General features: G+C 50.4%; 14 protein-coding genes. 10 read left to right on the plus strand and 4 right to left on the minus strand.

Annotated features, from left to right (window positions below; all coding sequences use genetic code 11):
• The first annotated feature begins 15 nt into the window (after positions 1-15).
• The 3 genes from pstA to phoU are packed head-to-tail and all read left to right on the plus strand — an operon-like array spanning position 16 to position 3,218.
• Positions 16-1,662 (plus strand): phosphate ABC transporter permease PstA, encoded by a 1,647-nt coding sequence (gene pstA / locus BZG82_RS07890; RefSeq protein ID WP_077765548.1) that lies wholly within the window; start codon positions 16-18, stop codon positions 1,660-1,662.
• A gap of 19 nt (positions 1,663-1,681) precedes the next feature.
• Entirely contained in the window at positions 1,682-2,500 is an 819-nt protein-coding gene (pstB, locus tag BZG82_RS07895; protein ID WP_077639624.1) for a phosphate ABC transporter ATP-binding protein PstB, read from the plus strand.
• Positions 2,501-2,510: 10 nt separating this feature from the next.
• Positions 2,511-3,218 (plus strand): phosphate signaling complex protein PhoU, encoded by a 708-nt coding sequence (gene phoU / locus BZG82_RS07900; RefSeq protein WP_069590609.1) that lies wholly within the window; start codon positions 2,511-2,513, stop codon positions 3,216-3,218.
• 3 nt (positions 3,219-3,221) lie between these two features.
• Here the strand turns inward: phoU and ppk2 are convergent, their stop codons facing one another.
• From ppk2 to BZG82_RS07915, 3 genes are all read right to left on the minus strand, one after another.
• Positions 3,222-4,043: a polyphosphate kinase 2 gene (ppk2, locus tag BZG82_RS07905; protein ID WP_077662913.1), complete on the minus strand. Its 822-nt coding sequence runs from the start codon at positions 4,041-4,043 to the stop codon at positions 3,222-3,224.
• Positions 4,044-4,189: 146 nt separating this feature from the next.
• Entirely contained in the window at positions 4,190-4,930 is a 741-nt protein-coding gene (locus BZG82_RS07910; RefSeq protein ID WP_077765549.1) for a copper homeostasis protein CutC, read from the minus strand.
• 219 nt (positions 4,931-5,149) lie between these two features.
• Positions 5,150-5,752 (minus strand): peroxiredoxin C, encoded by a 603-nt coding sequence (locus BZG82_RS07915; RefSeq protein WP_069590615.1) that lies wholly within the window; start codon positions 5,750-5,752, stop codon positions 5,150-5,152.
• A 143-nt stretch (positions 5,753-5,895) separates the two neighbouring features.
• Between BZG82_RS07915 and BZG82_RS07920 the strand changes: the two genes are divergently transcribed.
• The 3 genes from BZG82_RS07920 (at position 5,896) to aceA (ending at position 10,307) form a co-directional block, all read left to right on the plus strand.
• Positions 5,896-6,804: a hydrogen peroxide-inducible genes activator gene (locus BZG82_RS07920; protein ID WP_077765550.1), complete on the plus strand. Its 909-nt coding sequence runs from the start codon at positions 5,896-5,898 to the stop codon at positions 6,802-6,804.
• Between the two features lie 518 nt (positions 6,805-7,322).
• Complete coding sequence (gene aceB / locus BZG82_RS07925) at positions 7,323-8,930, plus strand: malate synthase A (RefSeq protein WP_069590619.1); 1,608 nt, start codon at positions 7,323-7,325, stop codon at positions 8,928-8,930.
• Positions 8,931-9,002: 72 nt separating this feature from the next.
• Positions 9,003-10,307: an isocitrate lyase gene (gene aceA / locus BZG82_RS07930; protein WP_069590620.1), complete on the plus strand. Its 1,305-nt coding sequence runs from the start codon at positions 9,003-9,005 to the stop codon at positions 10,305-10,307.
• A 45-nt stretch (positions 10,308-10,352) separates the two neighbouring features.
• On the opposite strand, the gene BZG82_RS07935 is transcribed toward aceA, so the two are convergent.
• Positions 10,353-10,793, minus strand: coding sequence for a CBS domain-containing protein (locus BZG82_RS07935; protein WP_069590622.1), 441 nt, complete (start codon positions 10,791-10,793; stop codon positions 10,353-10,355).
• A gap of 218 nt (positions 10,794-11,011) precedes the next feature.
• Here BZG82_RS07935 and queA point away from each other — a divergent pair, with 218 nt between their 5' ends.
• The 4 genes from queA (at position 11,012) to secD (ending at position 15,544) form a co-directional block, all read left to right on the plus strand.
• Positions 11,012-12,091 carry a tRNA preQ1(34) S-adenosylmethionine ribosyltransferase-isomerase QueA gene (queA, locus tag BZG82_RS07940; protein ID WP_077478901.1) on the plus strand — a complete coding sequence of 360 codons (1,080 nt, stop codon included), beginning with the start codon at positions 11,012-11,014 and terminating at the stop codon, positions 12,089-12,091.
• 84 nt (positions 12,092-12,175) lie between these two features.
• Positions 12,176-13,297, plus strand: coding sequence for a tRNA guanosine(34) transglycosylase Tgt (tgt, locus tag BZG82_RS07945; RefSeq protein ID WP_069590626.1), 1,122 nt, complete (start codon positions 12,176-12,178; stop codon positions 13,295-13,297).
• A 36-nt stretch (positions 13,298-13,333) separates the two neighbouring features.
• Positions 13,334-13,663 (plus strand): preprotein translocase subunit YajC, encoded by a 330-nt coding sequence (gene yajC, locus BZG82_RS07950; protein WP_069590628.1) that lies wholly within the window; start codon positions 13,334-13,336, stop codon positions 13,661-13,663.
• Between the two features lie 27 nt (positions 13,664-13,690).
• Complete coding sequence (gene secD / locus BZG82_RS07955) at positions 13,691-15,544, plus strand: protein translocase subunit SecD (RefSeq protein ID WP_077678134.1); 1,854 nt, start codon at positions 13,691-13,693, stop codon at positions 15,542-15,544.
• Positions 15,545-15,553 lie beyond the last annotated feature (9 nt).

Genomic DNA, 15,553 nt, shown 5'->3' on the forward strand with positions numbered 1-15,553 from the left:
GGGATGAGAGCTCGTATGCGCGCATGGATGAAATCAGGAACCCCTTGGGTGTGGATAACCGCAGGCATGGTCAGTGTCAGCTTGATTGCGATCCTTGGTGTGTTGCTTCTTATTGGTGCGCGCGGGTTGGGCTATTTTTGGCCTACGCCCATCACCCAGTTCACGCTCAATACACCCGAAGGCCAAGAAACGGTGATTGGTCAGATTTACCAAACGGACCGTGTCGACGCGACGCAACTGCAAGATGCAGGCATCACATTACCGGAAGATGCTAACCCAGATTATGCCCGTTTAGTGGTCAAGATCGGTAATCGCGAGCGTGAGGGGGTGGACTTCCGGCAGTTGTTGGCGTTTAACATTCGCAGCCAATTTACTCCGGCATCGTTAGCCATGATAGAGCGGGTCGAGAATGGGATGTTCTATGGATGGCCTGTTGCGCTGGTAGATGAGAAAGGTACGCGCCATCGCCTAGATGAGGCGGATCTTGAGGCACGCCTTGACGCCTTGTCCGCGCGACGTGATGTGATTGATGATATTGAACGTGTCCACCTCGCCAGTGTCAATTATCAACTGGAACAGCTGCGTTTAGAGGAAAAACGCTGGGCCTTGGCCCATGCCGCAAATCGTGAGCCTCCAGCCCATATCGCAGAGCAGCGCGCGCAGCTATTGGACCAATATTCCCAGCTCGAGAAGAAGCTGGAAAGTTTACGCCATCACCAAGATGATGCCATGTTGGTGGTCAAAGACAGCCATCATGAAGAAGTGCTATTGCCACTTCGTAACGTCTTGGCGGTATGGTACCCCAACGCAATGAGCGGGGTTGAGAAGCTGCTCTTTTGGGGTCATCAAATTGGTGCGTTTGTCTCAGAGCCACCACGGGATGGTAATGCTTCTGGCGGCGTGTTCCCTGCCATTTTTGGCACCGTATTTTTGGTGCTGTTGATGGCTGTGATTGTAACGCCGCTTGGGGTGATTGCCGCGGTGTACCTTCATGAATATGCGCCAAAAACCGCGTTTACACGGATGATTAGGATTGCAGTTGTCAATTTGGCCGGGGTACCTTCGATCGTCTATGGCGTCTTTGGTTTGGGCTTTTTTGTCTATTTCATTGGTGGTTCGATTGATGAGCTCTTTTATCAAGCCGCTCAACCGGCCCCTGTCTTTGGAACGCCGGGCGTACTGTGGTCAGCGTTAACATTGGCGATTTTGACGCTGCCCGTGGTCATTGTATCGACGGAGGAAGGGTTGGCACGCATCCCGACCAGTGTTCGTCATGGTGCGTTTGCATTAGGTGCGACCCAAGCCGAGACACTGTGGCGAGTCGTGTTGCCGATGGCAAGTCCGGCGATGATGACTGGGCTGATCCTCGCCGTTGCGCGTGCAGCCGGTGAGGTTGCGCCTTTGATGCTGGTGGGGGTAGTGAAAGTGGCACCAGCTTTGCCGGTGGATGGTAACTTCCCCTTTTTGCACCTCGAACGTAAGTTTATGCATCTGGGATATCATATTTATGATCTTGGCTTTCAGAGTACCCATATTGAATCGGCACGCCCTCTGGTATATGCCACCTCGTTTTTACTGGTGTCTGTGATTGTGGCGTTAAACCTTGCCGCTATCGGGATCCGCCATTACTTGCGTGAAAAGTATCGCGATTTGGAACAATAATGATGAGGCTCGACAACCTATGTTTTCGATAAACTCCCGAATTGGCCTGACTCCCGAGCTCGATTTGGCAAATTTGCCTGAAGAGCAAACCGCGCTGTCGATCCGTCATCTCAATTTGTACTATCAGCAAACACAAGCTTTGTTTGATATTAATATGCGGATCCCAAAGGGAAAGGTCACGGCGTTTATCGGCCCGTCCGGCTGTGGTAAGTCGACCTTGCTACGCTGTATTAATCGGATGAATGATCTGGTTGATGGCTGTCGTGTTCGCGGGGAAGTGACCCTGCATGGGCAGAATATTTACGATCGCGACGTTGATGTGCCTGCATTACGCCGCCAAGTTGGTATGGTGTTTCAGCGGCCCAACCCTTTTCCTAAATCTGTTTATGAAAATGTGGTGTTCGGATTACGCCTGCAGGGTATCAATGATCCCCGGGTGCTCGATGATGCGGTAGAGCGAGCGCTGCGAGGGGCGGCTTTGTGGAATGAGGTAAAAGACAGACTCAATGATAATGCATTTGGCTTGTCAGGCGGTCAGCAGCAGCGTTTGGTTATCGCCCGTGCGATCGCGATTGAACCAGAGGTATTGTTGCTCGATGAGCCTTCATCAGCGTTGGATCCGATTTCAACGTTGACGATTGAAGAGTTGATTAATGATTTGAAAAGCCAATACACCGTGGTGATCGTCACCCATAATATGCAACAAGCCGCGCGTGTCTCGGATCAAACCGCATTTATCAATATGGGGCGTTTGGTGGAATACGCGGACACGGACACCTTGTTTACGACGCCGAAAAATAAACAAACTGAAGACTATATAACTGGTCGCTACGGATAAGGAGCAGGCCTTGGATAACCATAACATCAGTCGCCACATTTCAGGGCAGTTTAATGCTGAGCTTGAAGCCATTCGAACCCATGTTTTAACCATGGGGGGGTTGGTCGAACGCCAACTGACCGATGCACTACGTGCCATGCATAACCAAGATGTCGATCTGGCGCGTCATGTTATTCGTGAAGATCACAAAGTCAATGGCATGGAAGTAGCGATCGATGAGGCGTGCACGCGAATTATTGCCAAACGTCAGCCGACCGCCAGTGACTTGCGACTGGTGATGGCGATCATCAAAACCATTACCGATCTTGAACGTATTGGTGATGTGGCGGACAGCATCGCGAAAATGGCACTGGATAACTCCAGTCACTCTCAGCAGCCTTTTCTCGTCTCATTGGAGGCGCTAGGGCAACGTGCGGCGAAGATGCTGCACGAGGTACTGGATGCGTTTGCCCGTATGGATATCGAGGCGGCCATGCGGGTGTATCGCAAAGATGACTCCTTAGATCGTGAATACGAAGGGATCTTGCGTCAACTGATGACCTACATGATGGAAGACCCACGCTCAATTCCTAACGTGCTGAAAGTGATGTGGTCAGCACGCGCCATTGAGCGTGTTGGCGACCGCTGTCAGAATATTTGCGAATACATCATTTACTTTGTGAAAGGAAAAGATGTTCGCCATATTCAAAAAGAAGAGCTGGAAAAACTGCTTAAATAAGGGTTAATCGTCTGGCTCATTATTGAGCCACTCACTAACTTGATCGGGCACAAAACTTTGCTCTTCAAGTGGCATGCGTACATAGCCTTCTTTATTGATTTCAGGTAGATCGACCTCGGGGTAGGTGATTTCTTGATACGGGATCTGCGATAACAAGTGCGCAATGCAATTGAGCCGTGCGTGCTTTTTATTGTCCGCTTCGACCACCCACCACGGACTGTCTTTGGTGTCTGTGTAAGCAAACATACGATCTTTGGCCTCGCTATATTGCACCCAGCGGCTGCGAGACTCTAAGTCCATCGGGCTGAACTTCCAGCGCTTAATGGGGGTGCTAATACGTTCGGCAAAGCGTTTTTCTTGCTCGTCGTCAGAAACTGAAAACCAATATTTAATCAAGATGATGCCAGCACGCATTAACATGCGTTCAAACTCGGGACAGGTACGTAGAAACTCTTCGTATTCTTCGTCGGAGCAAAATCCCATCACCCGCTCAACCCCTGCTCGGTTGTACCAGCTGCGGTCAAACAGAACGATTTCACCACCGGCAGGCAGGTGCTCAACATAACGTTGGAAATACCATTGGGTACGCTCGCGCTCGGTGGGCTTATCTAGCGCGACGACGCGACATACACGTGGGTTGAGTTTTTCGGTAATACGTTTGATCACGCCACCCTTGCCCGCGGCGTCTCGCCCTTCGAATAACACCACCACTTTGAGGCGCTCTTGCTTGACCCACTCTTGCAGTTTGACTAGCTCGGTTTGTAGCTCCGTCAGTTTCTTTTCGTAGTGCTTTTTGCTGATTTTACTTGATGTTTTATCCGACAAGGGAAACTCCTTTTCACACCATTGTGCTTTTACGGTAGAAAACTCGCCTTTACGATGCAACGCTACCGCCTCGAGGACGGCGATCGCGCATCAAAATATCCGAGTCAGTCACAGTTCAGTGTTGTGCCATAGCCTGTTGCACGCACTCACAAGCGTGCGGAAAGGACTTTTATTTGCCGGATAATGGCGGGGTTGGTCATTGGGTAGCAGGCATCATCACCTTCGCCCATGGTGGCCATTGCCCGGTGTTGCATGGCACTGGACTGATCCATACGGGCAGATAAATGAATTTCACGCGCGCCGCAGTGGGAGAGGATCGCCGCAGCATTATCAGGCGTGACCCCCGCGCCAGGCATGATCTGTAAAGCAGCCTGTCGGGTCATTTCTACCCAGCGTTTCAGTGCCTCTTTACCTTGCTCTGCGCTGCTGGCTTGGCCCGAAGTAAGTACCCGCTCAATCGCGGGACGCGCTAAAAGCGCTTCCAGTGCTGATTCAGGATCGGCGCAGTGGTCAAACGCGCGATGAAACGTCACGCCCATGCCTTTGGCTTCTGCCAACATGTCATCGATAAGCGGTAAGTCGAGCTGTCCTTGGGCTGTCAGTGCGCCGATCACCACGCCTGCACATCCAGCTTGGCGTGCCATCGCAATATCCTTGAGCATGACTTCTGCTTCATCACTGCTGTATAAAAAGTCTCCCTCACGTGGCCGGATAATGGCATAAATGGGAATATTCGCTTGTTGGGCGGCAAGTTGCATATAGCCGTAACTGGCCGTGAGTCCACCAAGGCGCAAAGCACTACACAGCTCGATGCGATCAGCGCCAGCGCGCTCTGCCACCTTTAAAGAGCCAATACTATCAATACAAACTTCGACTAAGACAGACATACCACCCCTTAGTGAGTAACACAGTGTCAATAATAGAGGCTGTATTGTGACAGCAGGCAGGGGAATTACCTAGTAGAAGCGGTAGAAAGGGAGGGGATCGTGACGATGCAAGTAACGTGTTATGGAGAATAGATACAAAAAGGGCCCGGTTTAACCGGGCCTCATTATTATCTCACATTGTCCAGTGCGTAGGGCACGTCACCTTTTGACCGTTAATAATTACAGGTCAGCAGAGTGCTCAGACAGGTATGCAGCAACACCTTCTGGTGAGTCTTTCATACCTGCTTTACCTTCTTCCCACTGTGCTGGGCATACTTCACCGTTCTTCTGGTGGAAGCTCAGTGCATCAACCATGCGCAGCATCTCGTCGATGTTACGGCCAAGTGGCAGATCGTTCACGACTTGGTGACGTACAACGCCTTCCTCATCGATGAGGAAAGAACCACGGAAAGCAACACCTGCTTCTGGATGCTCTACGTCGTACGCTTTGCAGATTTCGTGTTTAACGTCTGCAACCAGTGGGTATTTAACCGCACCGATACCACCGTCTTCGATGGCAGTTTTACGCCATGCGTTGTGTGAGAACTGAGAGTCGATAGACACACCGATAACCTCAACGCCCTTCGCTTGGAAGTCTTGGAAACGCTTATCGAATGCAATCAGCTCTGATGGGCACACGAAAGTGAAGTCGAGTGGGTAGAAAAAGACAACAGCTTTTTTGCCTTTGGTGAACTCTTTCAGGTTGAAGTTTTCAACGATTTCGCCATTACCTAGTACGGCTGCGGCAGTAAAATCTGGTGCTTGACGACCTACGAGTACCATAACTCAGCTCCTAATTAAAAAGTTTGCCTGAAGATCAGGTTCCTATATAAGCGAGACAAACTATAGCTGACTTGCTACATTGAAAAAAGTGGAATTAATAGATTGTTATAATCGAAAAAAACGATTGTATAAAGTTTGACAGAATGAACAAATATCCATCACTTAAGCAGCTACACTATCTGGTTACCTTGTCAGAAACTCGTCATTTTGGCGAGGCGGCGAAACTGTGTTTTGTTAGCCAATCGACCCTCAGTGCCGGGATCCAAAATCTAGAAGAGTTGATTGGTGCCCAGCTCATTGAAAGAGACAATAAAACCTTGGTGCTGACTGGTATGGGAGAGGAAGTGGTACGCCGCAGCCGCGAAATTCTTGCCCGAAGCCAAGATTTAATGGAGCTCACTCACGTTCAGTCTGATCCTATGCATGGCAAAGTCCGTTTAGGCTGTATTCCGACTATCGCTCCGTTTTTACTCTCCGACGTGGTCCAGCAGGTTAACCAGCGCTATCCCAATTTAGATCTCTTGTTACGAGAAGATACCACCGCGAACTTGCTTACCGCGCTCAAACACGGCGAAATGGATGTGCTGATTTTGGCCTTACCGATGGATATCGGCGCCATGACCAGCCGCATTGTTGGCCGTGATCCTTTCAAGATGGTGATGAGCCGCAAGCAAGCCGCGCAATTAACGCTGCCGGTGGATTATGATGCCTTGCCCGATGAGTCGGTGTTTTTGCTCGAGCGCGAGCACTGTCTCACGGACCATGCGGTATCTGCCTGCCAAATGACAGCCTCACAGAAGATTAACCCGTTCATGGCGACCAGCTTACATACCTTGATTCAGATGGTCGCCAACGGCAATGGCGTCACATTTATTCCGCAAATGGCGATTGATCATGGCTTAATCGATAATCTCGACGTGCATCTAGAAACGCCACCCGGACGCGCCGCGTATCGTGAAATTGGCATGGTGTGGCGTCCATCATCGAGTCGCATTGATACCTTTAATAAATTGGCTGATCTGGTTGCAGCATTACTTAATCGCACTGACTAGCTAGCGCTCATCTGCTATTTAGGTTTTTATCTCGATTAATAGCAGATTAAGTAGCATATTCCTCTGCAATAAAACCTCATTAAGTGAAATAGAATCGTTGGATTATTATCACGCCAGTGAGTCGGTTTATAATCAACGCATCTTGCTGTTTCGATTAACTGGCTGATAATAATAAATTTATTACCTCTCCCACACATCTTTTGTCGCTTAATGTGTAGTTAAATTACGTAATGAGTTACAAATAGGTGACAAAAATATGATCTGCGTAGCAGGTTTATATCCTCCTAATAATTCGTACAAAAAAATCAATTCGAGCTAATACTCTATTTTATTTAACTTTCTGTTTTGTTTGTATTTATGTGTTTTTTGTTGCGGGGTTGAAATGAATCTCTAGTTGATTTTTACGCCAAACTACGCCAACTTGATTAAACAGTGACCACATTGTCTAGAAAAGTTGCAGTGTGGCGGAATAATCATTTTTGTTGTGATTGGATTACAACTGAGGCCAGGGAGGCAACATGACTGAAGCGTGTTCAACGTTACGTGAATCGCTGGTGCTGACAGAAGCGCTATCACCGGAACAAGCTGAAATACTCACCGATGATGCGTTGTGTTTTGTGGCGAGTCTCGCTGATAAGTTCGCATCACGCGTGCCTGAGCTGCTCGCGGCGCGAGAAGTCCGTCAGCAGCGCATTGACGCAGGCACCTTGCCAGACTTTTTACCCGAAACCGAATCAATTCGCCAAGGGGACTGGACCATTCGTGGGATCCCCAGCGATCTGCAAGATCGCCGGTTAGAAATCACCGGACCTGTCGATCGCAAAATGGTGATTAACGCACTGAATGCGAATGTGAAGGTCTTCATGGCAGACTTTGAAGACTCATTTGCACCGGCGTGGCCGCAAGTGGTTGAGGGGCAGCGGAATTTGCGTGATGCGGTCAACGGCACCATCAGTTATACCCACCCTGACACTGGTAAGCGTTATCAGCTCAATGATAATCCGGCTCGGCTGATCTGCCGCGTGCGTGGCCTTCACCTCACGGAAAAGCATGTAGAGTGGCAGGGCAAACCTATTCCAGGCGCTTTATTCGACTTCGCTTTGTATTTTTTCCACAACTATCGTCGCTTATTGGAGACCGGCTCGGGTCCTTACTTTTATGTGCCGAAGTTACAAGCCTATCAAGAAGCCGCATGGTGGAGTGACGTCTTCTCATTTGCTGAAGATGAATTTGGTCTAAGCCGTGGCACCATTAAAGCCACCGTATTGATTGAGACTCTACCTGCCGTGTTTGAGATGGATGAAATTCTTTACCATCTTCGCGACCACATTGTGGCTCTAAACTGCGGCCGCTGGGATTATATCTTTAGCTACATCAAAACCTTGCGTAATCATCCGGATCGCGTCTTGCCGGATCGCCAAGTCGTGACCATGGATAAACCTTTCCTCAATGCTTACTCCCGTTTGTTGGTAAAAACTTGCCACAAGCGCGGTGCGTTAGCGATGGGCGGTATGGCCGCGTTTATTCCCAGTAAAGATCCGGCTGAAAACCAGCAGGTGCTGGATAAGATTGAAAAAGATAAAACCCTCGAAGCCAATAACGGCCACGACGGTACATGGATTGCGCACCCGGGGCTGGCAGATACCGCTAAAGCGGTGTTCGACCGCGCACTGGGTGACAAGCCTAACCAGTTACATATCTCCCGCGAGCAAGACGCGCCGATTACCGCCGCCGATCTCCTTGCTCCTTGTGACGGAGAGCGCACCGAAGCGGGAATGCGACACAACATTCGGGTCGCGGTGCAATACATCGAAGCATGGATCTCAGGTAATGGGTGTGTGCCGATTTACGGCTTAATGGAAGACGCCGCCACTGCCGAGATTTCACGTGCGTCGATTTGGCAATGGATCAAACATCAAAAGCCATTGAGCAATGGCCAAGTAGTTACCAAGGCATTGTTTGAGCAATACCTCAGTGAAGAGATGAAAGTACTGGAACACGAGTTAGGGGCCGATGTCTTTGCCCGCGGGCAATATCAGCAAGCAGCCGCCTTGATGGCACAGCTGACGACCAGTGATGAGTTGGTCAACTTCTTAACCCTACCTGGGTATCAGTATTTGCCATAGTGGCACGGAAGCAACACAACAAAATGGATTGACAGGACTGGGCTTGCGCCCGAGAAATAAGAGGAATGGAACATGACTTTAACTCGCCAACAACAAATCGCTCAACTGGAAAAAGAGTGGGCAGAAAATCCACGTTGGAAAAACGTAAAACGGACTTACAGCGCGGAAGAGGTGGTGAACCTACGCGGCTCTTTTGTCCCAGAAAACACCATTGCCAAGCGCGGTGCCGCTAAGCTTTGGGATCTTGTCAATGGTGAGGCCAAAAAGGGCTATGTGAATTGCCTTGGTGCACTCACTGGTGGGCAAGCTGTCCAGCAGGCCAAAGCGGGAATTGAAGCCATTTACCTCTCCGGCTGGCAAGTGGCGGCGGATAACAACACCGCTTCAAGCATGTATCCAGACCAATCACTGTATCCCGTCGACTCGGTACCTGCGGTGGTGAAGCGCATTAATAATGCTTTTCGCCGTGCCGACCAGATCCAATGGTCGAAAGGGGGCAGCCCGGAAGATGGCATTGATTACTTTTTGCCGATTGTTGCCGATGCAGAAGCAGGCTTTGGCGGCGTACTCAACGCGTATGAGTTGATGCGCAGCATGATTGATGCAGGTGCCGCTGGGGTGCACTTCGAAGATCAGCTCGCGTCGGTGAAAAAATGTGGCCACATGGGGGGCAAGGTATTGGTGCCGACCCAAGAAGCGGTGCAAAAACTGGTGGCAGCGCGTTTAGCAGCGGACGTTGCAGGGACAGATACCTTAGTCATTGCGCGCACCGACGCCAATGCGGCAGACTTGCTGACCTCGGATTGCGATCCCTACGATAAAGACTTTATTGTCGGCGAGCGCACGGCCGAAGGCTTTTACCGTGTGCGTGCGGGGATTGAGCAAGCCATTTCTCGCGGCTTGGCCTACGCGCCGTATGCCGATTTAGTTTGGTGTGAAACGGCAAAACCTGATTTAGAAGAAGCGCGTCAATTTGCCGAAGCCATTCACGCCAAATACCCCGATCAATTACTGGCTTATAACTGCTCTCCTTCATTTAACTGGGAGAAAAACTTGGATGCAGACACGATTGCCCGTTTCCAACAAGCGCTTTCAGACATGGGCTACAAGTATCAGTTCATCACCTTAGCGGGTATTCATAACATGTGGTACAACATGTTTGATTTAGCCCACGCTTATGCGCAAGGTGAGGGGATGCGTCACTATGTCGAAAAAGTGCAGCGCCCAGAGTTTGAAGCGGCTGAACGAGGCTACACCTTTGTGGCGCACCAGCAAGAAGTGGGCACGGGTTACTTTGACCAAATGACCAACACCATTCAAGGTGGTCAATCGTCGGTGACAGCGTTGACTGGCTCAACCGAAGAAGATCAGTTCTAACCCATGCGGATGGGACGAAACGGGGAGTGGCGACACTCCCCTTTTTTATTCGTCGGCCTCCATGGGCTCAGTTTCTTCTTGGATTTCCAACAAAGTTGAGGCTATGGCGACAAAATCGCTGTCGGTAATAATGCCAACCAACTTCTGATTTTTAATCACAGGCAAACAACCGATTTTGCGCTCTAGCATGGTCAAGGCGGCTGCGCGTAGAGAGGCTTCTGGATCCACCGTCACTAGTTGACGATGAGCAAAATGCGACAGGGGCGTATTCATTTCGTTGTCCCCGTTAGTCGCTTTACCTAACGAAGAGGCTTGAGCGGATAGCACGTCGCGTTGCGTCACGAGTCCTACCAGTCGCTGCGCATCATCAACCACAGGTAAATGACGAAAGCGTTCGGCACTCATCAGCGTATGAGCGTCGGCCAAGGTGTGTTCCGGGGAGAGCGTATGTGGATGCCGGGTCATCATGTCATCAACGATAAACATGGCACCTCCTTACAGTAAGACAGGGAAGGGAAGCTATACTTACACTCTAGTCTACCTAGCACTAATTCGACGTGATACGTATCAAGGATAGTTGTTATAAAAGGCAGGCGAAGTGCAATAAGATGTGACAGTTTAAGCGGCGACTAATCCTCCACCTTGCTTGATATTCACCGTGGTGAACCTATACTAGCGGCCTGCTTTTTATCTAGGCAAATGTCATGCAATTATCCGATTTTCACTTTGAACTTCCCGATGAGTTAATTGCACGCTATCCGCAGCCGGATCGCAGTGCAAGTCGCTTATTGTCACTCGATGGCACAAGCGGTGAGGTGGTACATCGTCAGTTTAAAGATATCCTCGAGCTGGTTGAGCCTGGGGATTTGATGGTGTTCAACAACACACGAGTGATCCCTGCGCGTGTGTATGGCCGCAAAGCGTCGGGCGGTAAAATAGAGGTGCTGGTGGAGCGCGTGCTCGACGAACGTCGTTTCCTCGCCCACGTGCGCGCGTCTAAAGCCCCCAAACCCGGTGCCGAATTATTCCTTGGCGATGACGGACAGATCCCTGCAGAGATGGTGGCACGCCACGATGCTTTGTTCGAAATCCAGCTAAACGGCGATAAAGGCGTGGTAGATACGCTTAACGACATCGGCCATATGCCGTTGCCGCCATACATCGACCGCCCTGATGAAGAGAGCGATAAAGAACGCTATCAAACTGTGTATAACCAAAAGCCCGGGGCAGTTGCTGCGCCAACGGCGGGGTTACACTTTGACGATGCCATTATGGCTGCGCTTAAAGAAAAAGGCGTCAATATGGCGTTTGTTACCTTGCACGTCGGCGCCGGAACATTCCAACCCGTGCGCGTTGATAATATCGAAGAGCACGTAATGCATGCAGAGTATGCGGAAGTGCCACAAGAGGTTGTTGATGCGGTGAACCACACCCGTGCGCAAGGTAAACGCGTGATTGCGGTGGGAACCACCTCGGTGCGTTCACTGGAAAGTGCGGCACAAGCGGCGAAGCAAAACGGTGAGCCGTTGGCGCCATTTTTCAACGATACTCAGATTTTTATCTATCCTGGTTATCAATGGCAGCTGGTGGACGTGTTAGTGACCAATTTTCACTTGCCGGAATCAACCTTGATCATGCTGGTGAGCTCTTTTGCCGGTTACGAACATACGATGGCCGCCTATCGTGCGGCAGTTGAAGAGCGCTATCGCTTTTTCAGCTACGGCGATGCCATGTTTATTACCCGTCAGCAAGACGCTGACTCATCGACAACGACACGAGATTAACTGCTCGTGCGATGCTTGCGGCATGATAAACCTTGCACGCATAAGACACACGCCAGACTGTTTCTCTGGCACTGAGGAGGATTCGTGGAATACGAACTGAAGAAAACCGACGGACGCGCCCGCCGTGGCCGTTTGATCTTTGAGCGCGGGACTGTAGAAACCCCAGCATTTATGCCGGTAGGAACGTACGGGACCGTAAAAGGAATGACCCCAGAAGAAGTTAAAGGAACCGGTGCCGAAATCTTGCTTGGCAACACCTTCCACCTTTGGCTACGTCCGGGTCAAGAGGTAATGCGACTGCACGGGGATTTGCATGACTTTATGCAGTGGCAAGGACCCATCTTGACCGACTCTGGCGGCTTCCAAGTCTTCAGCTTGGGCGATATCCGTAAAATCACCGAAGAAGGGGTTCATTTCCGTAACCCTGTGAATGGTGATCGCATCTTTATGGATGCGGAAAAATCGATGGAGATCCAATATGACCTTGGTTCAGACATCGTAATGATTTTTGATGAGTGTACCCCTTACCCTGCGACGCACGCCGAAGCGAAAAAGTCGATGGAGATGTCATTACGCTGGGCAAAGCGCAGCCGCAATCACTTTGACAAATTAGGTAACAAAAATGCGCTGTTCGGTATCGTGCAAGGTGGTGTATATGAAGATCTGCGCGATGTATCGGTCAAAGGGCTCACTGAGATTGGCTTTGATGGTTATGCTGTCGGTGGTTTGGCCGTGGGTGAGCCAAAAGAAGACATGCACCGCATCTTGGAGCATACCTGTCCGCAACTACCAGAAGATAAGCCCCGCTATCTGATGGGCGTGGGTAAGCCTGAAGATTTGGTGGAAGGCGTTCGTCGTGGCGTAGACATGTTTGATTGTGTGATGCCAACCCGAAATGCCCGCAACGGCCACCTCTTTATTACCGGCGGTGTGATCAAGATCCGTAATGCGAAACATAAAAGTGATACCTCGCCACTGGATCCAGAGTGTGACTGTTACACTTGCCGCCATTACAGCCGTGCTTACTTGCACCATTTAGACCGCTGTAACGAAATTCTTGGCGCGCGCCTCAATACCATCCATAACTTACGTTACTATCAACGAGTGATGGAAGGTTTGCGTCACGCGATTGACGAAGGTAGATTAGATGCCTTTGTAGAGGATTTCTACGCGCGTCGTGGCAAGGAAGTGCCGCCGCTCGACTGATTTCGAATTCAACAACTAGAACGAGGACGTGATTGAATGTTTATCTCACAAGCTCACGCAGCCGCTGAAGCCGGACCACAAGGTGGTGGTATGCAGCTATTTATCATGCTTGGCCTTTTTGCGGTGATTTTCTACTTTATGATTTACCGCCCGCAAGCCAAACGTGTTAAAGAGCACAAGAACTTGATGGCTTCTATGAGCAAAGGGGACGAAGTACTGACCGGTGGTGGTTTGGTGGGTAAAATCACCCAAATCGCTGAAGACAATGATTTTATTGTCATCGCCCTGAACGACGACAACGAAGTGACGATTAAAAAAGACTTCGTGACCGCTGTTCTACCTAAGGGTACCATCCAGTCTCTTTAATTCTCGCAACCATAAAGGATGCATGCTGTGCTAAACCGTTATCCTTTGTGGAAGTACATCATGTTGCTGGTAATCTTGGTTACCGGCATCGTGTATGCGCTTCCCAATTTATACGGTGAAGATCCAGCAGTACAAATTTCCGGGGCGCGTGGCGCCTCGGTAGATATGACTGCGCTGGACTCCATCAAACAAACCCTCGAATCCAACGATCTCTCCTATCAATCTATCGCGCTCGAAGACGGCACCGTGTTGGCCCGCTTTAAAGACACTGAGACCCAAATCAGTGCTCGCGATCTTCTGATGTCCCGTTTTGATAGCAACGACTATGTGGTGGCTTTAAACCTGGCTCCGGCGACGCCGACTTGGCTAGACGCGCTGGGTGCCACGCCTATGAAGCTTGGTCTTGACTTGCGTGGCGGTGTGCACTTTCTCATGGAAGTGGACATGGACGCGGCACTCGAAAAGCTGATGACGCAGCAGGAAGACAGCTTCCGTACTGATCTGCGCGAAGCGCGTATTCGCTACCGCGGCATTCGAATTGAAGATAATACCCGCGTTGTGGTGCTTCTGCGTAATGCGCAAGACACAGACAAAGCACTTGAGCTGCTGTCGAACAACTATCTGGATATGAACTTCTCGGTAGATGGCGATCAAGGCAAACTGACCGCCGTCTACAAAGAAGAGCGCCTGAAAGAAATTCGTAACTACGCGGTGGCACAAAACATCACCATTTTGCGTAACCGTGTGAATGAATTAGGTGTGGCCGAGCCATTGGTGCAACGTCAAGGCGCGAGCCGCATTGTGGTTGAGCTTCCGGGTGTACAAGATACGGCGCGTGCGAAAGAAATTCTTGGCGCGACGGCGACCTTGGAATTTCGCGAAGTGGATCAAGACGCCGACTTGTCTGCTGCCATGGCTGGCCGAGTGCCGCCGGGTAGCGAGCTGATGATGACCCGTGATGGTCGTCCAACCGTGTTGAAAAAGCGCGTGATCCTGACCGGGTCTCATATTACCGATGCGAGCTCGTCACGTGACGAATACAGCCGTCCTCAAGTCAATATCTCGCTAGATAGCGAAGGTGGCGACAAGATGTCGGACTTCAGTAAACGCCATATTGGTGAACTGATGGCAACGGTTTTCGCTGAGTACAAAGACAGCGGAGAGCGCGACGAAAACGGCAAAGTGATCTTGGAAAAGCACGAAGAAGTGATCAACCAAGCGACGATTCAATCGGCGTTGGGGCGTAACTTCCGGATTACTGGCATCGACTCGCCTGCAGAAGCACACAACCTCGCGTTGCTGTTACGTGCAGGTGCCTTGATTGCTCCCATCTCTATTGTTGAAGAGCGCACCATTGGTCCATCTATGGGGCAGCAAAACATCAATATGGGTGTGCAAGCCTGTATCTGGGGATTGGTTGCGGTGATGATCTTCACCTTGATTTACTACCGTCGCTTTGGCCTTTTTGCTAACTGTGCGCTGTTTGCGAATATCGTGCTGATCATCGGTATCATGTCTTTGATTCCTGGGGCGACCATGACGCTACCCGGCATTGCCGGTATTGTCCTCACCGTGGGGATGGCCGTGGATGCGAACGTACTTATCTTTGAGCGTATCCGCGAGGAGCTGATTGAAGGGCGTAATCCACAACATGCGATTGATCGGGGTTACTCCAATGCCTTCAGTACCATTGCTGATGCCAATATCACCACATTGATCACTGCCATCATCTTGTTTGCAGTGGGTACAGGGGCAATCAAAGGCTTTGCTGTGACGCTGTCGATCGGTATTTTGACCTCAATGTTTACGGCCATTATCGGTACACGTGCGCTGGTTAACCTGGTGTACGGCGGTAAACGCGTCAAGAAACTGTCGATTTAAGGGAGCCAA

It is taken from the genome of Salinivibrio sp. PR5, from assembly GCF_001996085.1.
In the GTDB taxonomy this organism is placed as follows: Bacteria; Pseudomonadota; Gammaproteobacteria; order Enterobacterales; family Vibrionaceae; genus Salinivibrio; species Salinivibrio proteolyticus.